Raw genomic sequence first — 24,510 nt, forward strand, 5'->3', positions numbered from 1 at the left:
CATCTGACGACTGCTTCAGTACGAATGGATTTTGGCAAAATTTCAAGGAAGACGATGAATTCCCCCGCGCACGAAGCGTCGCCGCTCTCGACGGATTTCGCGCGCTTGGATGCTCGTAGTACGCCGACCACGCTGCGCTGGCTGGCCTTGGTCAGCACCGTACTCGGCGTCGTGCTGGTCAAGCTTTGCCTGTTGATGCTCGACCCGCAGGTGCGCCTGTTCATGGGCGACTCGGGTACTTATCTGTTCAGCGCGATCACACGCGGCGTGCCGTCCGATCGTTCCTTCACTTATCCGCTGCTGATCCGCGCGATCACCAGCCGTTCCGATTCCTTGTTCTCGCTGTTATTGCTGCAGACCGGATTCGGCGTCGCCGTCGCGGCCGGGGTCATGGCGATCTTGCACTTCGGGCTCGGCGTGCGGCTCGGTCTCTGCGCCGCCGCGGCGTTACTCGTCGCGATCGAGCCGAGCCAGCTGTTCTACGAACGCATGGTGATGACCGAGGCGAGCAGTACGTTCTGCCTCGTCGCGATCACCTGCGTCGCCTTGCTCTATCTGCGCAGCGGCCGATTGTTGTGGCTGCTCGCCGTCATTCTGGCTGGGGTCGCGCTGGCGAGCCTGCGCGTCGGACTGGTGCCGGTGGCGTTGTCGATGCCGGCTGCTGCGGTGCTGATCCTGGCCGCGCTGCGCGGAACGGCGGGCACGCCGCGTTTGCGCGTCGGTGCGGTGATCGTGCATCTACTCGTCGCGGTGATCGTCACCTGGGGCTGTCACGACGCCTACAAACGTCTCTACGGCCGCGGCTGCCACGACCGGCCGGCTTACCTGCAAGACGCCGGCATTTTCCGGCTCGGCCTGGTCGTGCCCTTGCTCAAGCCGGCGCATTTCGCCGGCACCGGTGTCGATCCGGCTTTGCTCGAGCGGGTGAAACTGCCGCTGGACGATCCGTTCTACCGCGAATCGCACATCTGGTCGCCGGGCGGCCTGATCGCGGTGCTGCGCGAGGAGGCCGGGCCGCGCACGCGCGAGGTCGCGGCGGTCTTGGCCGATCGCGCCATCAGCGACGATCCGTTCGGCCTGTTGCGTCTGGGCCTGCGGACCTTCCGCGACTATTTCGACACCGCCAAGCGGGTCGAGCGCATGCGCAGCGACCTCGGCTTCTCGCCGTTCACGGATGCGCCGACGCTGCAGCTCCTGCGCGACCGCTTCCACTACGACTACACCGACGTCGCGCAACGGGACACGCCGATCTTCGACTACTTCGAGCATGCCTCGTGGTGGCTGATCGTCTGCCTGTTCCTGCTCGCTCCGCTGGCGATCGCGATGCTGATTTTGCAGCGGGCGACGCACCCGGCGCCGAGCCTGCTGCTGGCCTTGCTCGCGCTCGGCCTCGTGCTCGGCCAGCTCTTGTGCTCGCACATCGTCTCGTTCCGCTACTTGCACCCGCTGCCGGTGTTCTTCGTACTGTTCCTCGCCGCTGTGGTCGATCGGCTGCTCGCCGCGCGCGGCGCGAAAAACCTCACTCCACCGTATGGCCGCGGCCGTACGGCGGATGCAGATCGCGCTTGATCCAGTCGGCGAGCAGACGCAGATAACCGTCGGTGATGCGCGTGATCGTGCGCGAGCCGTCCGCGTTGGTGGTGAATTCCATCATGCCGTGATCGGTATCGGGGAACAGATACAAATCGATCGGCCGGCCCGCTTCAATCAATCCCTTCAGCACCGTGCGCGTCTGCGCGATCGGCGCTTCGCGATCCTCTCCGGCCAGCACCCACAACAGCGGCGCTTTCAGGCGCTTCAGCGCGGCGACCGCGTCGTAGTCCCAGATCAGCTCGAGATTGTCGAAGCGGGCGCGGCCGATGCGGCGCAGGTCGGCATCGCTGGTACGCAGCATGTCGCCGCTGTACTCGCCGTGGATCTTATCGAGCCAAGGTTTGCCGGCCAGTTCGCGGCGCAGCCGTTCCAATTCCTCCAAGCCGCTGCCGAAATGCGTCGAGACCACACGCGCCGTCGCCTTCGACAGTCTCTGGATCGCCGCGACCGCCGTCTCGTCCAAGCCGGCTGCGGCCGCTTCGCCGAGCATCTGATCGCGGTCTTCTTCGATCGGCGAGGCGACCAGGCCGAAGCCGACCGCGACGAAATCCGCCGGCGAGCGCGTGGCGGCGAGCGGCGCGACCCAGCCACCCTGGCTGCCGCCGTAATAGCCGGCGCGGCCGATACGGCCTGCTGCCAAGCGTCGCGCTTCGGCCAGTGCGGCGGCGGCGTCGTCGGCGAGCAGTTCGAAGTTCTGCGTGTATTCGCCTTCCGAGGCGCCAGTGCCGCGCTTGTCGTAGGCGAACGCGGCGATGCCTTGCGCGGCCATCGCGTAAGCGTAGACGCTGCCGATCGCGGCACGCCGTTCGGAGCCGTGCACCATCACCACCAACGGCGGCCGTGCGTTCGAATCGGCGATCGGCTCGATCAACTGCCCGGCCAAGGTCGTCGCGGCGCTGCTGAACGTCGTGTTCGTCTCACGCAATGCGAGTCGCTGCCAGGTCGCGCTGCGGCCGTCGGCGCCGCGCACGCTCACCGCTTCGCCGACGCAGGCGACCGGCGCGTCCTTGGCGTCGACGGCGCCGCGGCGGCCGTCCAGAAACAAGTAGCGCGTGGATCCCGTGGCGCCTTCTGCCGGCGGTGCGACGACGACGAAATCGCCCTTGCCGGAGGCGTAGGCGCCGCGCTGGCACTGCGCCACGGCAGGCTCGGTGGCGGCCAGCGCCGAGACGAGCAGCAAGAATACGAACGGCTTCATCGGATTTTCCCAGGAGTCGGCAAAAAGCGATTTTGCCGCATTTGACGAGCCGTGCGTCTGCGCCGTATGAGGCATGGACGCACGCGCGGCGGATCTTGCGAAAGACCGGCTCGGCACACGCATCGAGCGCTGCTAGGATGAATCGTTTGAGTCGACGGAGGAGGGACTCATGACCTCGACGCAGCTGTTCGAACTCGCCATCGTGATGCTGCTGGCGATCATCGCGTTGCACTACCTGGCGGCCAGACTGGGCCTGCCGCCGTCGGTGGCGCTCCTGGTCGGCGGCACGCTGATGGCGTTTCTGCCGGGATTGCCGACGGTCTCGTTCGATCCCGAGCTGGTGCTGGTCATCTTCCTGCCGCCGCTGCTGATGGACGGCGCCTGGTTCATGACGCGGCGACATCTACGTCTGCATCTGATCGGCATTGCGTCGCTCGCGCTGGGTGCGGTGTTCTTCACCACTTTCGTCATCGCCGTGGTCGCGCACGCGCTGTTTCCTGCGCTGCCGTGGGCGGCCTGTGTCGCGCTCGGCGCGATCGTCTCGCCGCCCGACGCGGTATCGGTGCGTGCGGTGTTGCAACGCGTGAAGTTGCCGCAGCGCTTGTTGATCCTGCTGGAGGGGGAAAGCCTGCTCAACGATGCCAGCGGCTTGGTGCTGTTCCGCTTTGCCGTGGTGGCGGCCACCACCGGCGCGTTCAGCACGACGGCGGCGGTGCAGAGTTTCTTCCTGCTGGCGATCGGCGGCGTGTTGGTCGGGGTGGCGGTCGGTGCGGCTTGGGTTCTGCTGGTGCGCCGCCTCGGCGACGACTACCTCATCATCGCCGCCTCGACCTTGTCTGGATGGGCGGCCTATCTGCTCGGCGAGTCGCTGCACGTCTCCGGGGTGATCGCCACCGTGATCACCGGCCTCATCTGCGGCTGGTTCCAACACACCATTCTGTCGGCCGCAGTGCGCGTGCGCGGCACCGCGTTCTGGATGGTGCTGATCTTCCTGCTCGAAGCGGCCGTGTTCATGCTGATCGGCTTCTCGCTGCGCGGCGTGGTCGAGCGCGCCGGCGGCTTCGGCGTCGTCATCGACGCGATGGGCGTGCCGATCTTGCTGATCTTGCTGACCCTGACGCTGACGCGTTTCGTCTGGGTGTTCGGTTCCGATGTCGCGATCCTGCTCGGCCGCGCGCTCGGCCTGCGCCGCTTCAAACCGCTCGGTCCGCGCGGCGCGGTCGTGTTGAGCTGGGCCGGCGTGCGCGGTGTGGTGAGCCTCGCCTTGGCGCTCAGCCTTCCCGAGGGTTTTCCGGGGCGCGACTTCATCCTGATGACGGCGTTCGCGGTGATCTTCGCCACCATCCTGCTGCAGGGCACGACGTTGCGCGCGCTGATCCAATGGGCCGGTCCGACCGAGCCTGCGTACCGCCGCGCACGGTTGACCATGAGTCACGTCGAAGCTGCGATCGCCAACGTCCAGTTCGAACTCATCAAGCAGCGTGCCTACGACGCGGAAGGCAATCTCGTGCATCCGCAGCTGCTCGAGCGCTATCAGCGCAAGGCGACGATGCTCGGCGACTATCCCGGACGCGAAGAGCACTACTCGCCGGGTCTGCGCACGCACTTCAACTTGGTGCTCGAGGCGAATGCGGTCGGCCGCGCCGAGCTGTTCCGGCTCTATCGTGCCGGCGACATGGACGACCACGTCCTGCACGAACTCGAGCGCGATCTGGACTTGGAGGAGTTGAGCGCGATCTCGGCGATGTCTTGAGAGGCTCGACTCGCTGCGCGTCGTCCGAGCCGGCGACGGCAGACCGAATGAAGCGGCAACCCCTTGTAGTCGAATGGCTTCGCCGCGGCCGTTGCATTTTGTTGCAGTTCCATAGCAGTTCCATAGCGGCTCCGTGACACGCGGAAGGTGCTCCTTCGCCATTGTCGGGCGACCCACGGGGAGTGGGTTTCACCATCGATGGATCGTCTGACCTTCCGGAGAATTCCCTTCATGCAGTCTTATCTTTTCCTGCTAGCGGCCGCTTTCGCCGCTGCACCAGCAGGTGCGCAGACTTGTCTCAATACTGGACCGTACCGGCAAGGCGACTGCCGCCCCGAACACGTTCCCACGGTTCCGAACGCACCGCTGCTGCGCGGCGCGCCGATGGGCGATTCGACGACGGGGTTCTTTTTTGAGCAACAGTCCGGGCCGCCGATGCGAGCCTGGTACTCGTTCAACGTAGCGGACTTCTACGGCAGCCTCGTTCATGTCGGCGCGACTCTGCCGGCGCTGAACGCAATGGACATCTCCGTAGACGGCCAGATCTGGTATGTGCGGCCGGGCATGGATTGGGGAGTCATCGACAGCGAAGGCGCAGCGACACCTCGAGGAGGCATGCAATCGGACGGCGACTACGACTTCCTGCTCGACCTCGCCATCGATCCGGTCACGGGCGGCGCCTACGTCGCTACGATCAAGAACCTGCCCGACGACGCGATCTCCAAGCTCTACCGCCTCGACCTGCAAACCGGAGCGATGACCCTGGTCGGCGAGATGGGCCTCGGCTGGATCACCACCCTTGCGTTCAACTGCCAAGGCGAGCTGTTCGCGGAGGACGTACGCGACGACACGCTCTATCGCGTCGATCCGCAAACCGCAGTTCGCACCGCGATCGGCCCGACCGGCATCGATGCGCAGTTCGACAACAGCATTTCCTTCGACAAGACCGACGGCTCGCTCTATTCGATCGCCTATTTCGGCAACGGCATCAATGCCTGGGGACGCTTCGACACGACGACCGGCGCGTTCACGCAGATTGCGCAAGATCCCGCAACGTCCGGCTATTTTCGCGGCAAGCTCAACGGCAGCTGCCCTGTGCAGGGCCAAACCTTCACGGTGACGCCGAGCGTCGGCACACCGTCCGGCGCCATCGCGCCGGACGTTCCACTGACCGTCGAAGCCGGCGACACCCGCAGTTTCACTTTGACGCCGTACTTCCTCGGCGGCTACCGCGTCGCCGACGTGGGCGGCACCTGCGGCGGCACGCTGACCCCGCAGGTTCCCGGTGAGCTCTTCGCCACCTACACGACCAATGCCGTGACGGCCGACTGCACGGTCATCGTCAACTTCGAGGTGGACGACTCGCAGACCATCGAAGTGACGCCGTCGCCGGTGGCGATCACGCTCGACGCCGGCGCCAGCGGAACGGGTACGCTGACGGTGAAAAACACCGGTGTCGGTAGCGGCATCTTGACCTATTCGATCGCCGAAGCGGCAGCGAAGGCACGCACTCCGAACGCCTCCAAGCGAGCCCTGCTCGATGCCGCGCGCGGCCATTTCCCGCGCGATCTGCGCCAAGCCGCACCGATCGGAGCGATGCATGCGAGTGAGCCGAAGCTCGCGCCGCGCGCTTCGGCAGTCTCCGCTTCGCCCAAGATCGGCTCGTCCCTACCGTTCGGCACGGCGGTCAATGGCTTTGCGCAGAACACCGGTGCCGCGACCTTGGTATCGCTGGACATGAACACCCCCGGCACGCTGACTGACGTGGGTTCGGCCAACGACCAACCGTTCTGGGGTTCGGCCTTCCTCAACGGCGACAGCAGCAAGCTGTACATGCTCGGCGACAGCGGTTTGTTCTCGGTCGACACCGGCACTGGCGTCGCGACGGAGATTTCCGGCAGCGCGGGCGGCGGTGACGTGTGGGGCATGACGGTCGACCCGGTCGCGCAGAAGCTCTATTGGATCGGCCCGACCAGCGATCAGGAGCTGTCGACGGTCGATGCGGTCACCGGCGCCACCACGCGGATCGGGGCGATCACCGGGGCTTCGGCCGGCAACGTGATCAATGCGATCGCGGCCGATGCGCAAGGCCGTCTGTACGGCATCGACCGCGATACCGACAGCCTGGTCTCGATCGACAAGACCAATGGCGATACGGCAGTGATCGGCTCGCTCGGTGTCAACGCGACGAATCTGTCGGGTTTGGCCTTCGATCCGGCCAGCGGCACGCTGTACTTCTCCAATGCGTCCATCGGCGTCTTCATCGTCAATGTGACCACCGGCCAAGCGACCGCGGTCGGCACGACGCAGGACAATGCGCAACTGGTGGCCTTGGCGATTCCCGGCAGCGGCACGCCCGCCTGCGAGAATCCATCCGACGTGCCGTGGCTCAGCGTATCGCCGGCGAGCGGGTCTTTGGCGAGAGGCATCTCGCGCGTTTCCACCGTCACGGTAGATGCTTCGACGTTGGCGGCCGGCAGCTACTCGGCGAACCTGTGCGTGACCAGCAACGACCTTGCGAACCCGCTGGTGACCGTGCCGGTCAACGTGACGGTGCAGGCGGTGGTGGTCGAGCCTTGCTCGAACGGCGACAAGATCTTCTGCGACGGCTTCGACGGGGCCGGCAGTGGTCCGTCCGAGCAGCCGGTGAAGGATCCCAGCTTGGAGGCGACCACGGGCGACTCCGAAGAAAATCCGAATTGGACCGGTGTCGACGACAATTCCAGCGGCGGCACTCCATTCTGGACGTCCGGCAGCACCACGCTGGGCGACGGTGGTGCGCACACGGGTGACTTCGTTGCGTGGGGTGGCGGCTGGGTGCAGGCGAGCAGCCAGCATTGGCTGCAGAGCGTGACGATTGCGAGCGGCAGTCCGCGCTATCTGAACTTCTGGCGCAAGATCGACCAGCTGCCTATGGGCGGTACGGCGACCTTGATGGTGTCGGTCGACGGAACCGCGTTGTCGACGCTGGATGTGATCGCTACGGGCTTGGACGCCGAGTGGGTCAACGTGTCGATCGACGTGTCGGCCTACGCCGACGACGCGGCGCACGAGATCCGCTTCGACTACGCCGCGACCGGCAGCGACGACGGCGACGTCTACATCGACGACATGACGATCGACGCGACGGAAGGCTCGCGCCGCCGCTGACATCGGCGCGATTGAAAGGAGCGTGGCCCCCCATTCGGGGCCACGTTTCCGGGGTCCTGATGGACCTCGTTTCGCGGAAATCTCGTCGCCAGGATGAAAGCGGTCGATCCGCAGTGCGCGTTCGAGCTGGGTCCGCTGATTGGAATTCGACAAACATGAGCTCTCGCAAGCCGGGCAGCAAAGACCGCATCCTGCTGGCTGCCGTGCGTTTGTTTTCTTTGCACGGCTACGCGCGCGCGTCGCTGCGAGCCATCGCTCGCGAAGCGAACGTGTCCGTTACGCTGATCACTCACTATTTCCAGAACAAGCTCGGACTGCTCCAGGCGGTCGACAGCCGGCTGCGGTCGATGTTCGTGCACGCCGCCGCCGATGCGGATCGGAGCGCGGCCGCGAGCGGCGCGATCGCGCTGAATGTGTTCACTCGATCGGTGGTGGAAACCCTCGCATCCCAAGCGGATTTCGGCCGCTATCTGCGCCGCGTAGTCGTCACCGATCATGCCGCCAACGGGATGCAGTCCTTGATGTTGCTGCTGAAGCTCGCGCGCAATCTCGAACACGGAGCGCTGCCGTCGCACGGCGAACCCGAATGCGTCGAGCGGTCCACGCAATTCCTGCTGCAAGCCCTGGGTCCGACCTTGTTGGATCGAGCGTTCAGATCCTGCTTGGCCGAGGTTCCGGTCTATCGCGAGCGATCCGATGGAACCGAGACGCGAACCGTTCAGGCCGAGCCTCGAGTCGGGTATCTCGACCGGCCGGAGGCATGATCCGAATCCGCGAGTCGTAAGACGCCCAGCGGTTCGAGCCGCGACGCTCGAAGCGGCGACCGCTTGCATGCCGGCTGAAAGGATCGCCGGCCTCCGACGGTCTGTTGCCTGCGCCAAGCCGCAGGCGTCCGTATTTGCGCCCTCATGCGGAAACGCGACACGCTTTCGGTGCCTTCTCTCGCCGACGCTTCCACAACCCGGTGTTGCGCGACAGAATTGAGTCTGTGCGCCGGCTCGATTGCGTGCGGGCGGCGCCGAGTCTTTACCCGGAAGAATCCGTCCAGAAAGGAAGCCGCCGCGTGCCGACAGCAAGGAAAGCTCGATGACGTCCACCGCGTTCAGGGTGTTGTTCTTTTTCGTTTTGTCGTGCTCCGTCTTCGTCGAGGCGCACGCCGTTCCGCCGGTATCGGCGAATCGAGCCGACGAAGTCCTGCTCGTCTACAACTCGGCCAGCCCGGTGTCTTCGGCGATCGCCGACTATTACGCCGGTGCGCGCGGCATCACCCACGTGCTTTCCGTCGACTGCCAAGACGCCGCACTCGACAGCGACGACGAAACCATTTCGATCGCCGACTATGCGCAGCAGATCGAAACGCCGGTTTCCGCCTATCTGCAAACGCATTCCGGCATCAATTTCATCGTGCTGACCAAGGGCGTGCCGATCCGCATCGACGGCGGCCTCACCGGCTCGAAGGACTTCGGTAGCGACCAGAACCTGCACCCCTCCGTCGACAGCTATCTGGCAGCGATCGACTACGCCGCACGCCCCGATACCACACGGATATCGATCGTCGGCTCGGGCGCGGAAGGGTACGGCTGGCTGAATCGCTACTGGAAGGCGGCGCAGCCGTTCTCGCACGCCGCGTTCGGCGGTTACCTCGTCACGCGGCTGGACGGCTATACGCAAGAAGATGCGATCGCCTTGGTCGATCGCGCGATTGCGGCGGAGGCGGGCATCGAGCCTTACTCGACCGTGCTGCTCGATACCCAGCCGGGTTTCGGTTTCGACGACAAGACCGTGCAGCCGCTGCCGGTGACGACAGACATTCCGGCCGAGTCGAGCTACGGCTCCTGGAACGGCGACCTCGCGCGCGCCGGCGATCTGCTCGAAGCCTCGGCCGTGCCCGCGCTGTTCGATCGCGACGAGGGCTTCGTCGGGAACAGCCAGCGGCTGCTCGGGTATTTCTCCTGGGGCAGCAACGATCCTTCCTACACCGACGCGGCCTACCACTCGCTCGCGTTCGTGCCCGGCGCGATCGGCGACACCGCGGTGTCCACCAGCGCGCGCACCTTCCTGCCGACCTCGGGCGGCCAGTCGCTGGTCGCCGATCTCGTCGCGCAAGGCATCACCGGGGTGAAGGGCTACGTCAACGAGCCGCTGCTGCAAGCGATCGCTTCGCCTTCGGTCGCGCTCCATCGCTATTTCTCAGGCTACACCTTGGCCGAAAGCTTCTACGCCGCCTCGCGCTTCGTCGGCTGGGAAGACGTCGTGCTGGGCGATCCTCTCGCCTTGCCGTTCGGCGCGAGCGCGGCGTCGTTTCCGATTCAGGCTTCGGATTTCGACGCATCGTCGGGCCTCGAAACCGAAACCTGCAGCGAAGGCGGCCTCGACCTCGGCGGCATCGGCGATGGCGCGTTCAGCAAGTACGACGCGATCGACCTCACCGGCATGCGCTCGTTCGAAACGCGCGTCGCCAGCCCCGAGGGCGGCGCGAAAATCGCCGTGCACATCGACGCCGCCGACGGCCCCTTGCTCGGCACCTGCACGGCGCCGGCGACGAACGACTGGCAGAGCTATGCGGACACGATTTGCAGCGTGGCCAGTGTGGATGGCGCGCACGACGTTTATCTCGTCTATACGCCGGGGTTGAACGTGCAGTGGTTCGCGTTCCAAGGTCACGCGAATGTCGATGTCGACAGCCTGCCGTTTGCTTGGCTGGAGACGAACGTCGGCGAAGCGGCGCAATCGGGCAGCGCGATCCATTCGAACGCGGCTGCCGCGTTTGCAGTGAGCGGCAGAGGGGCTGGATTCAATGGCTCCGCCGACGCCTTCCATTTCGTCTATAGAAACGAACCAGTCACTTCCGTCGAGGCGCGTGTCGCCACATTGGCTAGCGGTGTCGAGGCCAGCGCCGGCATCGTCTTGCGCTCATCGTTGCTAGCCGGTGCCGCTTCTGCCGCACTGGTTGCGACGACGAGCGGCGAAGTCGCTTTCCTTTGGCGCGACGCCGAGGGCCGAGAGAGTTCGCGCATCGCAGTGCCGGCAGTGCCGCCGATCTTTCTCCGGTTGCAGCGCTCGGACGAGACCGCCGCGACGATCGTGACGGCGAGCTATTCCTTCGACGGCGTCGACTGGTCGCCGTTGGGTTCACCCGAAACGGCCGCCGTGCCGTTGGTGTCGTTTGCCGGTCTCGCCGTCGACGCGCTCGATGCGGCGGCGGTGGCGACGGCAACCTTCGATTCGGTCCGCTTCACGTCGATGCCGGACGCGATTTTTCGCGACGGGTTCGAGCCGACGGAATAAGCGTGCTCCCACAGCGGTGACGTGAGTCGAGTGGGGTAAGGAGGTCTAAGCCGAATGGAGTCGGCGCGAATTGCATGCGCAGAATTCGGTTTCAGGAGCAGCGAAGCGGATCAGCGCAGACGCGAGTGCGATTAAATGCGCGGCTGGTTCAAAAACTCTGTAACGAGCATGACTTATCAAGAGATCAGAAAGGCGCTGCACCACGCGTTGAGCGTGGTGCAGCTTATGATGTAGAAACTTTGATTAATTATTCATTTTAGGTATTTTGCAGGTCAGTGTTTCGCCGGTCCATGAGCAAGACATCGTGACGAGCCCGCCGCCTTCAACTACATTTACGCCGGAGTCGCGCAGGTATCTTGCGTAGGCGCCGCCGTCTCCCCCACCGTAGGGGTAATTTCCAGCGTATTCACTCGTGTTCGCTTCAACCATTGGTGTTGTACCATTGGGCTGTCGAGCGGAGTTTTTTACGAACTCAAATTGCTGGGTTGTATAGTCGAATTTAATTACAATGCTGGTGCCATCTTTGAAGGTAAACTTAATCAAAATGGTATTGGAAAAATTCGTGAAATGGGCGCGTGCGGCAGACGAAACAGCTGCAATAAATTTCTGGATCGGAGAGTAATATCGAGAGATATCGGTAAACAATGCCGTGCGCGCGGGATAGTCTCCGATAACCCCATACACGGTCTTATCGTTGACGTAGTTTTGCCGGTCTTCTCGCGAATCTATTTCGAAATCGTATAAGGATCCAGGATAATTGGCGTTCCGATATTGGATGAACTCCAATATTTTTGGCCATGCGTCTGCCATCGCGGCGTCAAGTGGAATCTCTTCTACTTCCACTGGCTTATTGAAGGCGCATGCACTTTGAACGGATTCTGTGGTATCCAGAGTGTTTGTATCTTGGTCAGGTAAGCTTTTACTGTTTGTTGTCCCGCCAGTTCCCTCAGGTATATTACCGGGGCATGTAACTGAGAATCTATAAATGTTTCCCGTTGAATAGCTGTAGATTCTGTGTGTGCCCTTACCTTGACTCTGGGCCCGAGAAAACATTTGCGCATAGCTACAGCCGTCGCACGGAATGTCCGCCGAGCGAGCGAATGGCGCTACGAGAAGCGAAATCGTTAGAGTTCCACCAATAAAAAATATATTCATTGCCCTCGATCTCCGTATCGCGTCTGGAAGTATGAATATTATATTTCTTCGAGACGTAAGCTAATGATTTATGGATATGCCTGTGCAAATATATAAGTTTGTTCAGTCTGCCAAAGAGCGCTGAGGACCTTGCGTTTGGAATGCGCCAGGTTATTGGAATAGTGCGAACTTGACGCCGCTTCGCCTCTGATCCATGGCTTCATGCCGCGCACAATCGGTATCTTAGCGTCTGAATCCGAAATAAAGCAGGTGCACAAGCGCCAAATGGTGCTTCCATGTATAGCGGGCGTGCTTGGGAGTGGCCAAGCGAGGCGAAGACTATGAGCGAAGTGGTAGCAACATCGTCTCGCCACGCGTCTATCGCAGTCGGCTTCTCGAAATCTCAAGTGTGGAAGCCGAGGCTTTCACTCTGGCGCCGGTTCGGGACGTACACCTGAAGCTCGTCGCGGTGCGCCCGAAACGTCGCAGTATGGTGCGGCGCAGAATTTAGCTATCAGAACTATCGCTTTCCAGAGGCCGCAATGATGGGCATCCTTCACGGCGACGGCCACCATTTGTAGCGACGAGGCAGCGCAATTTCACAAACATCGAACTCCTCGCGCCAGATGCTCGATGTCGCCTCCGCGCACCTACCCAGCATCTACAACGAAAAAGGCCACCTATGAAGGTGGCCTGGATCGAAAACTTTAGTGGTGGAGCGGAGGAGGATCGAACTCCCGACCTTCGCATTGCGAACGCGACGCTCTCCCAGCTGAGCTACCGCCCCACACGTCGCGGGCGAGGAGCCCGCGAGGGCGCGCATCATAGCGTCTGCCGGCGATGACGCCAAGTCTGCACCCGCATGCGGCGTTCAGGCGGCCTCGCCGACAGCGGCGAGCCGTGCGCGCAGGGTGGTGTAGTCCGCCGCGATCGCTTCGCTGCGGCTCGGACGGGCGAGCAGGGCGTCGAGCGCCGGCGGCACCTCGATCGCGCTGCCGATCAAAGGCTCGATCACCGTCTCGAACTTGGCCGGATGCGCGGTCGCGCCGATCGCCCACTCGCGTGTATCGCCCTGCGCGCGCAGCCGCTCGAGCAGGCGCAGCGCGGTCGCCGTGTGTGGGCAGACGAGGGTCCCATAGCGTTCGCGGCTGCGGCGTATCACCTCGCGGATCTCGTCGTCGTCGACCGCTTCGGCGCGGAACGCGTTACGCAGTTGGGTCGGGTCCGGGTAGAGCCAGCGCAGGCGCTCGAAGTTGCTCGGCGCGCCGACGTCCATCGCGTTCGCCAGCGTCGCCACGCTCGCGCGCGGTGCGTAGTCGGCGCCGGCGAAGAATTCCGCCAGCACACGGTTCGCATTGGTCGCCAGCGCGATCGTGCCGATCGGCAGCCCACAGGCGCGCGCGAGCATGCAGGCCAGCGCGTTGCCGAGATTGCCGGTCGGAATCACGAAATTCAGCGCCTCGCCGCGGGCGCGCCAATGCGTCAACGCGGCCTGTGCGTAATAGCTCATCTGCGGCAGCAGGCGGCCGAGGCTGATGCTGTTGGCCGAGGTCAGCGGCGCGGCGGCTTTGAGTTCGGCGTCGGCGAGCGCGCGTTTCACCAGCGCCTGGCAGTCGTCGAACGAGCCGGCCACGCGCAAGCTGGCGACGTTGTCGCCGAACGCGCCGAGCTGATGCGCTTGTCGCGGCGAGACGCGTCCGTCCGGATACAAGATCACCACGCGAAAGCCGGGCCGGCGATGAAACGCGGCGGCGACCGCGGCACCGGTGTCGCCGGAGGTCGCGACCAGCACGGTCAGGGGCGCGTCGGCATCGCGGTGCAGCCGCGCCAATGCTGCAGCGAGAAAGCGCGCGCCGAAGTCTTTGAACGCAGCGGTCGGGCCGTGGAACAGTTCCAACAGCCAACTGCGTTCATCGATCGAGCGTAAAGGCGCGGCCAGATCGAACGCGTCGCCGCAGATCGCGTCGAGTTCGCGTTCGAGCGCATCACCGGCGAAGAATGGCTGCAGCAGGCGCGCGCCGATCGCAGGCAGCGTGTCGCAGCCGTCGAAGTCGGTCGCACGCAGTGGCGGCAAGCTCGCCGGCACGTACAAGCCGCCATCGGCGGCGAGGCCAGCCGCCAGCGCGGCGCCGAGACCGAGCGCAGGTGCTTCGCCGCGTGTGCTGAGGTAGTTCATGCGACCAGCTCCGTCGCCGGGCCGTTCACGCTCGAAATCCAGGCTTCGTTGTCGAGTCCGCTGGCGGTGAACGCGGCACGCATGCGTTCGGCCACGGCTTGTGCGGCGCGCTCGCCTTCGCACCAGGCGAAGACACTCGGTCCGGCGCCGGAAATGCTGGCGCCGAGCGCGCCGGCGTCGAGCGCCGCCTGCTTGACGGCGCCGAAGCCGCGAATCAGCGGCGCGCGCCGCGGCTCGATCAGCTGGTCGCGCAAGCCGGCGCGAATCAGCTCGCTATCGCCGGCGTGGCAACCGGCCAGCAGCAAGGCGAGGTTCGCGCTCTGCGCGACGAATTCGGACAAGGCGTAGTGGCCGCCGAGCGCCGCACGCGCCTCGCGCGTCTCCAGCACCGCGTGCGGATGCACTAGCACACAGTAGAGATCGGGCGGCGTCGGAATCTTCACCAACCGATCCGCGGTCGCCAGCACCAGGCCGCCGAGCAGGAGCGGCCCAACATTGTCGCCGTGGCGACTGCCGCTGGCCGCGTATTCGCTTTCCAGCGCGAACGAGTAGAGCAGGGCGCGCGGCAGCGGTTTGTCCAGGGTCGCGTTCGCTGCGACCAGGGCGGCGACCGCCGAAGCGGCCGAACCGCCCATGCCGGAACCGAACGGAATGCCTTTGTCGATCTCGATCTCGAAACCGAACTGCAGCGCGAGCATTTTGCGCATCGCGAGCAGGGCGGTACCGGCGGTGTTCTGTTCCGGCTCGAACGGCAGCGGCTGCGAATTGCCGCGGATCGCGACGATGCGCACGCCCGGCTCGGCGACGCGACGCACCGTCACCCGGTCACCGGGCCCGGCAACGGTATGGCCGAGGATGTCGAAGCCGACGCCGACGTTGGCGACGCTGGCGGGGGCGAAGGCGGTGGCTTGGTGATTCAAGAGGACTTCTCCGTTCTCGATCAGGTTCTAGAGTGTTGGTTTCTCTCGCAAGCGGGAGAAGGCAAGCTTTACAACTTCGCACCGAGCGCAGCCGCGATGCGCAACAAGTCGGCGAACACGCCGGCGGCGGTCACTTCGGGACCGGCGCCCGGGCCTTGTACGACGAGCGGATTGTCGCGATAGCGACGCGTGGTGAACTGCACGATGTTGTCGGTCAGGCGCAGATGCGCGAACGCGTGGTCGCCCGGAACGGCGACGAGGCCGACGCTGGCCTTGCCGTCGCGATCCAGGCGCGCGACATAGCGCAGCACTTGGCCGCTTTCGCGGGCCGCGGCGTAGCGCGCGGCGATCGTGTCGTCGAGTTCGTCCAGGCGCTGCATGAACGTCTCTGCGTCAAGACCACGCAGGCTCGGCGGCACCAGGCTTTCGACCGTGACGTCGGCCAGTTCCAGCGCGGCGCCGGCTTCGCGCGCGAGGATCACCAGCTTGCGCGCGACGTCGGTGCCGGAAAGGTCGTCGCGCGGATCGGGTTCGGTGTAGCCGAGCGCGTGCGCTTCGCGCACCAAGCTCGAAAACGGCTGGCTGCCGTCGTAGCGATTGAACAGCCAGGCCAGCGTGCCGGAGAAGATGCCTTCGGCGGCGAGCAGTTCGTCGCCGGTGTCGAGCAGGTCGCGCAGAGTCGAAATCACCGGCAGGCCGGCACCGACGGTCGCTTCGTAGCGGAAGCGCGCGCCGCTGGCGGTGGCATTGCGGATCGCGCGCCAGCGTTCCGACGGGCCGGCGCCGGCCTGCTTGTTCGGTGTCGCCACATGGATGCCGGCGTCGAGCCAGGCAGCGTAGTTCTCGGCCACCGCACCGCTGGCGCTGCAATCGAGGATGACCGCGTGCGGCAGGTGTTCGGCCTGCACGTGGCGTGCGAATGCGTCGAGATCGCAGTCGGCGTCGGCGCGCTCCTGCCATTGCGCCGCCGCGCCGGCTTCGCCGAGCCACATGCGCCGGCTGGTCGCGACCGCGCGCAGGCGCAGGTCGAGCTGATGTTCGCGCAAAAGGCGTGGTTTGGCCGCTTCGATCTGGCGCAGCAAGGCCGCGCCGACCTTGCCCGGCCCGATCAAGCCGATCGACAGCGTCTGCGGCGACAGCCAGAACGCCGCGTGCACGGCGCGCAGCGCGCGTGCGGTATCGGCGCTGGCGACCGCGACCGAGATGTTGCGTTCGGAAGCGCCCTGCGCGATCGCGCGGATGTTGACGCCGGTGCGCGCGAGCGCGCCGAAGGTACGCGCGGCGACGCCGGGGGTGCCGGCCATGCCGTCGCCGACCACCGCCAGCACGCTGATGTCGCCGGCGACGCTGACGCGATGGATTTCACCGCGTGCCAGCTCGGCTGCGAACGCGCGCTGCAAGGCGGTTTCGGCGGTCGCCGCGTCGCTGCTGCGCACGACGCAGCAAATCGAATGCTCGGACGAGCCTTGCGAGATCATCACCACCGACACGCCGGCGCGATGCAGCGCGCCGAAAGTGCGTTCGGCGGTGCCGGGTACCCCGATCATGCCGGCGCCTTCGAGGGTCAGCACGGCCAGGCCTTGCACCGCGCTGATGCCCTTGACCGGCGGCAGCGCGGACGATTCTGCGTTCGCCGCGCCGATGGTGGTGCCGGCGTGCTCGGGTTTGAAGGTGTTGCGGATGCGCACCGGCAGGCCGCGCGCGATCGCCGGCGTCAGCGTCTGCGGGTGGATGACCTTGGCGCCGAAGTAGGCGAGCTCGCAGGCTTCGTCGTAACTCAGGCTCGGCAACGGCGTCGCGTCGGGCACCAGGCGCGGATCGGCCGACAGCACGCCGTCGGTATCGCCCCACAAGGTCAGCTCGCCGGCGCCGCTGAGTGCGGCGAAGATCGCCGCCGAATAGTCGCTGCCGTTGCGCCCGAGCACAGTGGCACGGCCGCTGTGCGTGCGCGCGACGAAGCCGGTCGCCACCAGCCAGCGCTGCGCGTGGCGCGCGCGCCAGTCGGCGTAGCGGCGCGCGCTCTCGTCCCAATCGACAATCGCACCGAGTTCGCCATGGCTGACCACCAGCACCTCGCGCGCGTCGAGGAAGGCACAATCGGCGCCTTCGTGCGCGAGCAGCCGCGCGAGCAGGTGCGCCGACCAGACTTCGCCCAGACCCTGGATCGCTTCGAGCGCCTCGCAGTTCGGCGTGCCGAGCACGGCCAGCGCGCCGAGCAGGTTGGACAGTTGCGCGAAGCTGGCCTCGAGCCAGGCCAGCGTTTCGGCTGCCGAGCCGCCGAGCAGTTCGCGTGCGGTATCGAGATGGCGCTCGCGCAGCCGTTGCCAGTCGGTTTGCCACGCCGGTGCGCCGTGCACGGCCGCTTCGGTCAGCGCGATCAAGGCGTCGGTGGTGCCGCGCATCGCCGAGGCCACTGCCAGCTGATGCGTTCCCGTTTGCGTGCGCAGGATCGCCGCGACGCGGCGAAAGCAACTCGCGTCGGCAAGACTGGAACCGCCGAATTTGTGCGCGGCGAATACGGCATCGGCAACCGGAGCGAGCGCGGGCTCGGCGGTGGCAGCGGCTTGGGACATGAAACGGCCTCCTTTCGTCGGAGGCCCCGATTCGCGGGAGTCGGGCTTCAGCGTCGCGGCCCGCATCCCTTGGAGGGCGGGGCCGTTGCGGTTTGAATCAACTGCGCGCAGGCACCCGTTCCACGATCGTCGTCGTGGTCGTGGTAATCGTCGTCGTGGCGACGCGGGCTGCGTTCATGCAGCCGAGTGTGCCTGCAGCGCCCCGGGGTTTGTCAACCGGGAGCCGCGGCGGCGATCGCTAGCGTGTGGCGGCGGCGGGAAGCGGTCTCACTTCGAAGGCGGGCACGGTGACGCCCTTGGCTTCGCTGCCGTCGGCCTTCCACACGCGCGTTTCGACCGGAAAGTCTTCCTTGCGCGTCATCGCGTCGACCTTGGTCGCCAGCACGGCAACCGCGCCGGTCGCCTCGGGATTCCAGGCGAATACGCTGGCGTTGCCGTACCAGACCACCGGCGTGTCCGCTTCGAGGCGGCGATCGGGGCAGAGCGTGACCTCGCGTTTGGCCAGCACGCGCAAGGCGCCGACCTGGATCGCCTTGATGCCGGGTCGGCTGCGCTCGGTGGCGTGGCCGGGGCAGACGCGCGCGGTGCGCTCGAAGGCGTTCTCGTACACCTGCGCGTCGCTTTCCGCATGAGCATTCGCAGCGACGAAGACGAGAACCAGGGCAGGGCCGAAACCGAAGCGAAGGTGACGCATACAAGAGCCTTTCCGTACCGAGATCGCCGCAGTGTGGCCGATGTCGGTCGAGCGCGTGTAAGCAGTTCGCTAAGAAATCAGGCGGACTCGTTCGGCAACAACGCGAGCAAGGCGTCGTGCAGCACGCCACGGCGCCAGCCTTCGAGCGCAGCCGGCCATTGGCCGCTGGCGAGCAGGCTTTCGAGGTGCCGGCGCGCGCACAACAGGCCTTCAGGCAGGTCCAATTCCTTCGCGCGCGCGGCCACGGCGTTCTTCATCGCCGTGATCGCACCCTTCTCGCCCAGCGAAGGCGCACGCGGAATCGGCGCGAACTCGAGTTCGTCCGCCGCCAGCGGCTGCTGCAGTTGCTCGAACAGGTCCGCGCGCTGCGCGCTGCGCAAGGCGCGCAGGCCGCGCGTGCGCTCGGCCAGTTCGTCCAGGTCCGCCGGCGGCCGCGCCGCGAGATCGAGCGCGTGCGCATCGTCGAGCAGCCACGGTCGCGGCCGATCGAGCGTGCGGGCGCTGCGGTCGCGCCAACGCAGCAGGCGGCGCAGCAGAGCTTGGCGTTGGCGCGGCCATTCGGCTGCACCGCGCAGGCCTTGCTGCGGTTCCGGATCGGGCTCGCGCTGGCGCGCGCGTTCGAGCAGGCGCGCGCAATCCTCGGCGAACCAGCCCAGATAGCCGCGCTGCTCGAGGCGGCGCGACAGCTCGGCGTGCAGCGCGGGCAGGTGCAGCACGTCTTGCGCGGCGTATTCCAGCTGCTGCGGGCTGAGCGGCCGGCGCAGCCAATCCGAACGCGTTTCCGCTTTCGGCAGGTCGACCCCGAGCAGTTCGCTGACCAATTTCTGATAGCCGAGTCCGGCGCCGAGGCCGGCGAACGCGGCGGCGATCTGCGTGTCGAACAACTGCGCCAGCGTGCAGTTCCAGGTGATCAGCGCTTCGAGGTCTTCGCTCGCGCTGTGCATGATGCAGACGCGCGCGGGGTCGGCCAGCAGCGCGGCCAGCGGTGCCGCGTCGACGGCGGTGGTCGGGTCGATCAGGCCGATGCGGCCGTCGCATTCGACCTGCACCAAGGCGAGCTTCGGCCAGAACGTGTCCACGCGCATGAACTCGGTGTCCAGGCCGAGCGTCGCGGGCGCGCCCTCGAGCAGGCGCTGCAACGCGGCGTCGGAGTCGATCCAATCGGCCAAGGCGATTTCCTCATTGTTCGTGCGATGCGCGCGTCGCATCGCTTCAAACGACGGCGACGAGCGCGGATAATCCAAACACCATGCCCGGTAGCGAAGTCGCACGCAAGCAGCACACCCTCGGCGGCGCCGCCGGCATCGCGCTGCTCGCGCTCGCCTTGGCGTATCGCTTTTTCCCGAGCTGGCTGCATCTGCAGCCGCAGCCGGAACCGAAGGTCGCCGTCGGCGCGTCGGCCTCGCGCGCGCCGAGCACTTGGTCCGCGGTGCAGTCGCGCGCACCGGAGCCGCGCCAAGCAACGGTCGAGGAGGGGCCCGCCGTGGAGATCGGCACCTCGCTCGCCGATGCGATCCGGATGGGACCGCCGGCACCGACCAGCAAGGAAGTGGCGGCCCTGCTCAAGCGCGCACGTACGGCCGAAGAGAAGGGCGCCTTGCTCGATCCGAAAAACGGCGCGATCACGCTGTATCACTCGGTGCTGACCGAAGCTGAAGGCAATCCCGAAGCCGAGGCCGGCCTCGAACGTATCGGCGGCGCCTTGCGCGATTGGGCACTGGCGGCGATCGACCGCGGCGACGAGAACACGGCGCAGCGCTACCTCACCGCGTACGCCGAGCTGCCGCATGCGGACGACGAGCTGGCCGCCGCGCGCACGCGGCTGAAGACCTTGCACGAGATCCTGCCGATGCTGACGCGCGCGGCCGAACTGATGAAGGACGGCCACGTGACGGAGCCGGCGGACGAAAACGCCTTGTCGGTCTATCGCAAGGCAGCCGGACTCGACCCCGGCAACCGGCTCGTCGATGCGGGCTTGGCCGAGATCGAGCGCGGCTATCTCGACCACGCCCTGAACGAGGCGGCACAGGATAACTTCGAGAACGCCGACCGCATGCTCGGTCTGGCCTCTTCGATTCGACCGGGCTCGCAGGCACTGCTCGACACGCGCGCGCGCATCGAAGGCATTCGCCGCCAGCGCGCCGAGACAGTGCTGGCGCAAGCGCGCTCGGCGCTCGATTCAGGCAATGCGGATCTCGGCGAAGAGCTGGCGAAGAAGGCGCAGTCGATCAGCGCCGACCTGGCCGGGCTCGACGAATTCAACCAGCGTCTGCGCAACGCGCGCCTGTACGCGAGCATGAAGCCGGGCCAGGTCATCCGCGACCGCTTCCTCGACATCGCCGGCACGGCGCCGGCGGTGGTGGTGGTGCCGACCGGACAATTCGTCATGGGGTCGGCGGCCGACGAGATCGGTCACACCGACAACGAAGAGCCGCAGCGCCGCGTGCGCATCGAGGTCGGCTTCGCGCTGGGCCAGAGCGAAGTCACCGTGGGTCAGTTCCGCGAGTTCGTGCGCGCGAGCAAGTACACCACCGACGCCGAGAAGCTCGGCGGGGCCGCCGTCTACGAAGAGAGCACCGGGCGCATCGTCAACCGCGCCGGCATGAGCTGGCAGAACGACTATCACGGCGAGCGCGCGAGCGACGACCTGCCGGTCGTCAACGTGTCGTGGAACGACGCCACCGCCTACCTCGCTTGGCTGTCCTCACGCACCGGCAAAACGTATCGCCTGCCCAGCGAAGCCGAGTTCGAATACGCGTTGCGCGCCGGTTCGAACACGCGCTATCCCTGGGGCGACGGCGAGCCGGACAAGGTGGTCGGCAATTTCACCGGCGAGGGCGACCGTTCGCCGTCCAAGCGCAGCTGGTCGAGCGCGTTCCCGCGCTACAGCGACGGCTATTGGGGACCGGCGCCGGTAAAGACGTTCGCGCTGGACGCCTACGGCCTCTACGACATGGAAGGCAACGTGTCCGAGTGGGTCGAGGACTGCTGGCACGACAACTACGTGCGCGCGCCGCGCGACAGCAAGGCCTGGGTCAACCCAGGCTGCGAGCGGCATGTCGTACGCGGCGGCTCCTGGGGCAGCGACCCGGACCAGGTGCGCTCGGCGTTCCGTTTGGCGGCCGCCACCGAGGCGCGCAGCGCCCGCGTCGGCTTCCGCGTCGCGCGGGATTTGTAGCGGCCGGACCGAGTTGCAGTGGGACGGGTTGTTTCGCACCGCGCGGGCCCGTATCATCCGCGCCCTTCCGTTGCGTCCTCCGGGCCGCGGGAAGCCGTTCTCGTCGCAACGACGAACGACGCGTAGGCGAACTTTCACTCGAGTTCGCCGGATGGTTCCGCGGAGAGGTGGCAGAGTGGTCGAATGCGCCGGATTCGAAATCCGGTTTACGGTTTTGCCGTAACGTGGGTTCGAATCCCACCCTCTCCGCCAGTTTGAAAGATCAAGTCCGCTGCTACTCGTCCGAAGACGGCGAGATTCGAACCCACGTGTTCGACAATCGGTTCGACAAACCGGCAGGACTGCCGGTTTGAACGGCGAAGCCGCCCGTAGGGCGAGACACAGGATATGCCGAGCGCCTCCCAGCCTGTTCGCGATGACCTTCACATAACGCCGCTAGCCGGATGGCAAGGGTGGACGCTGGCGGACTATCGTCCGCGCACCTCCGTCTCCCGAGAGCTGCGATGTCCGACACCAGCAACCCGCTTTCGCTCGACACCAATCAGCTCGCGCAGCGCTACTTCGATTTGCAGCAGGCTACGGGCGAGGATCCCGGTTGGTCGGACAAAAACCACCAAGCGCTCTACTTCATCTCGGCCGGCAGCGAATATCGGCTGTGGATGCCGACCGTGGGGAAGGGCTTCGGGTTGCTGCCGCAGGCCACGATCACGACTTACGGAAAGATTCTCGACCAATTGCAGGATTGGGTCGACGCGAACCTCAGCGGCAGTCAGCAGTCCGACCAACTCGCGCGCATCGCGGCCGCCCGCGCCGAGCTCGACGGCAATAGCGAATACCCGACGCTGACGATCACCACCACCGTCGACCACATCCGCGGTGCCGCGGAGGACGATCACGCCGCCATCGCGATCATGGTGTTCTGGTCGCAGGCGCTGAACATGTGGCTGCCGGCGGACATCCAACTCGGCTTCACCTGGGCGACCGCGACCGTTCCGGTGCCCAACAGCTTGATGCAGGACCTGCTCGAGCCGCTGCCTTCGCCCTACATCACCTTGATCCGGTCTGCGTTGAAGAGGATCCCCGTGATCGGCTGGGCGGTGCAGCTGGTCTCGATCGTCCGCTACACGACGGAAGCGTGGAATTTCGCGGTGACGGCGATTTCGAAGATGGCCGACGATGGTGGCCGGCTCTATTTTCCGACGGTAGTCTCCGAGACGGTAACCCGGATTCTGCAAAGCATCACGCCGGCGATCGCCACCGACGTGGCCGCGATGAGCACGCCGGACCTGATGCGCCTCGGCCGGACCTGGACCGCCGAATACGAACAGTCTTTGTACAACCCCGGCAGCTACCGCTACTTCGACAGCGAGATGACCACCACCATCACCTGGACGGCCGGCGGCCAGACCACCGGCTACTACAGCGTGACCTTGCCCGACCTTGTCTACGTGCTCGGCGGCAACGCCACCCTGCTCAGTTTCAAGATGACCACGCAGGACGAATCCTGCTTCGCCGCGCTCACGCTCTTGTTCGCCGCCGACGGCGACGTACTGATGGCCTCGGGCGTGGTGCAATTCAGCAACGGCTCGATCTACTCCTCGCCGCCGGTATGGGCGTCCTCGGAACAAGACCTCAACGCGATGTTCTGGCAGATGACGGACGCGCTGTTCGGCGACAACGTGCCGAGCGTCGGCGACACCTCTGGCGAGGAGGGCGCCATGCAGAATGTGCTGGTCCAATATCTCGACAGCCTCGCGGCCAGCACGCGGTCGATCGCGCCGTCGTCTTCGACCTTGCTCGGCGCGCTTCCGCCGCTGCCGGCGGTGAGCTTCGGCAGCGCCGTTTCCATCGCGAGTGGGATGCAGCGACCGGCGGTGGCTGTCGCAAGCTCGGGCTATGGAGTGGTGGTGTGTGTCGATACCTCGGGCGAGGACGCGTTGTGGGAGACCACGATCTCTACCAGCGCGACGAGCATGAGCGTGAGCTCGGCGCAGAGCAGTTCCTACCAAGGCGGTCAGGATCCGGCCCTGGCCATGTGGGGAAGCTCGGACGTGCTGGAAGTGCACGGCGGCAACGGCAACAACAGCCTCTACTACAACCTGATGACCTTGTCGGGCAGTTCGGTCAGCATCCCCGACGACGGAGACAAGTACGAAAAAGGCGAGAACCCGGCGCTCGCCGTCGTCGGTTCGACCGCTTACGAACTTCATCGCGACCAGTCTTCGGGTAACGACACCCTCTACTACGAGCTCGGCACGATCTCGAGCAGCAGCGTGAAATGGTCGGGCAGCGAAACGGAGTACGCCAAGGGCGACAACGCGTTCGCCTGCGCCGTCCCCGGCCACTCGAACCTGGTCGTCGCGCACGTGCGCGACGACACGATCTACACGATGAATGCCGCCGTCTCCTCCTCGTCGATCAGTTTCGGCGACGAGCAGACGCTCGGCGATGGCGACGGACCGGCCGTGGCGGTATTGGGCAGTGGCTGGGTGATCGTGTTCCACCAGGGCACCGACGATGCCTCGAACACGCTCTGCACCAGCATCGGGCTGTGGTCGTCCGCTTCGATCCAGTGGATCGTGACGGGCGTCCACGCATTCACCGGCGGCTATCCGGGCGCTTCGCGGCGTAGTGACGACACCGTCGCGGTGGTCTACGAGAACAACAATGGATCCGGCGGCATCGCCGGGCGAATGGCCTCGTTGTCGCTGCCGGCCGGCTTCGTGTAAATACGCGGGTCGGCGCTTGCCGCGGAACTCGAAGGCGTCGGCGTCGTGCGCCGGCGCCCAACGCGATTGACGGTTCGACCCACCCCCACCATCATCCGCGCTCTTTCGACCCATTCCGGTTCGC

Annotated in this window: 14 protein-coding genes and 2 tRNA genes; 8 read left to right on the forward strand and 8 right to left on the reverse strand. The window is 65.7% G+C overall.

Features of this window, described 5'->3' with window-relative positions:
• The first annotated feature begins 54 nt into the window (after positions 1 to 54).
• Entirely contained in the window at positions 55 to 1,569 is a 1,515-nt protein-coding gene (locus tag AC3QL3_RS09485) for a hypothetical protein (RefSeq protein WP_492898355.1), read from the forward strand.
• On the opposite strand, the gene AC3QL3_RS09490 is transcribed toward AC3QL3_RS09485, so the two are convergent.
• Complete coding sequence (locus AC3QL3_RS09490; protein ID WP_492898357.1) at positions 1,520 to 2,791, reverse strand: alpha/beta hydrolase family protein; 1,272 nt, start codon at positions 2,789 to 2,791, stop codon at positions 1,520 to 1,522. The two genes, AC3QL3_RS09485 and AC3QL3_RS09490, sit on opposite strands and share 50 nt — an antisense overlap.
• A gap of 169 nt (positions 2,792 to 2,960) precedes the next feature.
• Between AC3QL3_RS09490 and AC3QL3_RS09495 the strand changes: the two genes are divergently transcribed.
• The 4 genes from AC3QL3_RS09495 (at position 2,961) to AC3QL3_RS09510 (ending at position 10,982) form a co-directional block, all read left to right on the forward strand.
• A complete protein-coding gene (locus tag AC3QL3_RS09495) occupies positions 2,961 to 4,544 on the forward strand; it encodes a Na+/H+ antiporter (RefSeq protein ID WP_492898359.1) in 1,584 nt (527 codons plus the stop codon).
• A 435-nt stretch (positions 4,545 to 4,979) separates the two neighbouring features.
• Positions 4,980 to 7,694 (forward strand): DUF4394 domain-containing protein, encoded by a 2,715-nt coding sequence (locus AC3QL3_RS09500; protein WP_492898361.1) that lies wholly within the window; start codon positions 4,980 to 4,982, stop codon positions 7,692 to 7,694.
• Between the two features lie 59 nt (positions 7,695 to 7,753).
• A complete protein-coding gene (locus tag AC3QL3_RS09505; RefSeq protein ID WP_492898363.1) occupies positions 7,754 to 8,458 on the forward strand; it encodes a TetR/AcrR family transcriptional regulator in 705 nt (234 codons plus the stop codon).
• 322 nt (positions 8,459 to 8,780) lie between these two features.
• Positions 8,781 to 10,982 (forward strand): TIGR03790 family protein, encoded by a 2,202-nt coding sequence (locus tag AC3QL3_RS09510; RefSeq protein ID WP_492898365.1) that lies wholly within the window; start codon positions 8,781 to 8,783, stop codon positions 10,980 to 10,982.
• A gap of 243 nt (positions 10,983 to 11,225) precedes the next feature.
• On the opposite strand, the gene AC3QL3_RS09515 is transcribed toward AC3QL3_RS09510, so the two are convergent.
• The 7 genes from AC3QL3_RS09515 to rnd form a co-directional block, all read right to left on the reverse strand.
• Entirely contained in the window at positions 11,226 to 12,137 is a 912-nt protein-coding gene (locus tag AC3QL3_RS09515; protein WP_492898367.1) for a hypothetical protein, read from the reverse strand.
• 690 nt (positions 12,138 to 12,827) lie between these two features.
• Positions 12,828 to 12,903, reverse strand: a tRNA-Ala gene (locus AC3QL3_RS09520).
• 84 nt (positions 12,904 to 12,987) lie between these two features.
• Positions 12,988 to 14,292 carry a threonine synthase gene (gene thrC / locus AC3QL3_RS09525; protein WP_492898369.1) on the reverse strand — a complete coding sequence of 435 codons (1,305 nt, stop codon included), beginning with the start codon at positions 14,290 to 14,292 and terminating at the stop codon, positions 12,988 to 12,990.
• A complete protein-coding gene (locus AC3QL3_RS09530) occupies positions 14,289 to 15,212 on the reverse strand; it encodes a homoserine kinase (RefSeq protein WP_492898371.1) in 924 nt (307 codons plus the stop codon). The genes thrC and AC3QL3_RS09530 overlap by 4 nt, the downstream gene beginning before the upstream one ends.
• Before the next feature lie 68 nt (positions 15,213 to 15,280).
• The gene (gene thrA, locus AC3QL3_RS09535; protein WP_492898373.1) at positions 15,281 to 17,851 is read right to left on the reverse strand and encodes a bifunctional aspartate kinase/homoserine dehydrogenase I; all 2,571 of its coding nucleotides are present in this window, start codon (positions 17,849 to 17,851) and stop codon (positions 15,281 to 15,283) included.
• Between the two features lie 172 nt (positions 17,852 to 18,023).
• The gene (locus AC3QL3_RS09540; RefSeq protein ID WP_492898375.1) at positions 18,024 to 18,479 is read right to left on the reverse strand and encodes a hypothetical protein; all 456 of its coding nucleotides are present in this window, start codon (positions 18,477 to 18,479) and stop codon (positions 18,024 to 18,026) included.
• A 77-nt stretch (positions 18,480 to 18,556) separates the two neighbouring features.
• Complete coding sequence (rnd, locus tag AC3QL3_RS09545) at positions 18,557 to 19,648, reverse strand: ribonuclease D (protein ID WP_492898377.1); 1,092 nt, start codon at positions 19,646 to 19,648, stop codon at positions 18,557 to 18,559.
• 80 nt (positions 19,649 to 19,728) lie between these two features.
• Here rnd and AC3QL3_RS09550 point away from each other — a divergent pair, with 80 nt between their 5' ends.
• From AC3QL3_RS09550 to AC3QL3_RS09560, 3 genes are all read left to right on the forward strand, one after another.
• A complete protein-coding gene (locus AC3QL3_RS09550) occupies positions 19,729 to 21,657 on the forward strand; it encodes an SUMF1/EgtB/PvdO family nonheme iron enzyme (protein WP_492898379.1) in 1,929 nt (642 codons plus the stop codon).
• Positions 21,658 to 21,818: 161 nt separating this feature from the next.
• Positions 21,819 to 21,909, forward strand: a tRNA-Ser gene (locus tag AC3QL3_RS09555).
• Positions 21,910 to 22,160: 251 nt separating this feature from the next.
• Complete coding sequence (locus AC3QL3_RS09560) at positions 22,161 to 24,386, forward strand: hypothetical protein (RefSeq protein WP_492898381.1); 2,226 nt, start codon at positions 22,161 to 22,163, stop codon at positions 24,384 to 24,386.
• The last annotated feature ends 124 nt before the right edge of the window (positions 24,387 to 24,510 follow it).

The organism is Dokdonella sp. GW821-FHT11D02 (assembly GCF_058808595.1).

What these genes read in the sequence shown, in the direction of transcription:
- AC3QL3_RS09485 (WP_492898355.1), top strand. Translation starts at nt 55, where the DNA reads ATGAATTCCCCCGCGCACGAAGCGTCGCCGCTCTCGACGGATTTCGCG.
- AC3QL3_RS09490 (WP_492898357.1), bottom strand. Translation starts at nt 2,791, where the DNA reads ATGAAGCCGTTCGTATTCTTGCTGCTCGTCTCGGCGCTGGCCGCCACC.
- AC3QL3_RS09495 (WP_492898359.1), top strand. Translation starts at nt 2,961, where the DNA reads ATGACCTCGACGCAGCTGTTCGAACTCGCCATCGTGATGCTGCTGGCG.
- AC3QL3_RS09500 (WP_492898361.1), top strand. Translation starts at nt 4,980, where the DNA reads ATGCGAGCCTGGTACTCGTTCAACGTAGCGGACTTCTACGGCAGCCTC.
- AC3QL3_RS09505 (WP_492898363.1), top strand. Translation starts at nt 7,754, where the DNA reads ATGGACCTCGTTTCGCGGAAATCTCGTCGCCAGGATGAAAGCGGTCGA.
- AC3QL3_RS09510 (WP_492898365.1), top strand. Translation starts at nt 8,781, where the DNA reads ATGACGTCCACCGCGTTCAGGGTGTTGTTCTTTTTCGTTTTGTCGTGC.
- AC3QL3_RS09515 (WP_492898367.1), bottom strand. Translation starts at nt 12,137, where the DNA reads ATGAATATATTTTTTATTGGTGGAACTCTAACGATTTCGCTTCTCGTA.
- thrC (WP_492898369.1), bottom strand. Translation starts at nt 14,292, where the DNA reads ATGAACTACCTCAGCACACGCGGCGAAGCACCTGCGCTCGGTCTCGGC.
- thrA (WP_492898373.1), bottom strand. Translation starts at nt 17,851, where the DNA reads ATGCGGGCCGCGACGCTGAAGCCCGACTCCCGCGAATCGGGGCCTCCG.
- AC3QL3_RS09540 (WP_492898375.1), bottom strand. Translation starts at nt 18,479, where the DNA reads ATGCGTCACCTTCGCTTCGGTTTCGGCCCTGCCCTGGTTCTCGTCTTC.
- AC3QL3_RS09550 (WP_492898379.1), top strand. Translation starts at nt 19,729, where the DNA reads ATGCCCGGTAGCGAAGTCGCACGCAAGCAGCACACCCTCGGCGGCGCC.
- AC3QL3_RS09560 (WP_492898381.1), top strand. Translation starts at nt 22,161, where the DNA reads ATGTCCGACACCAGCAACCCGCTTTCGCTCGACACCAATCAGCTCGCG.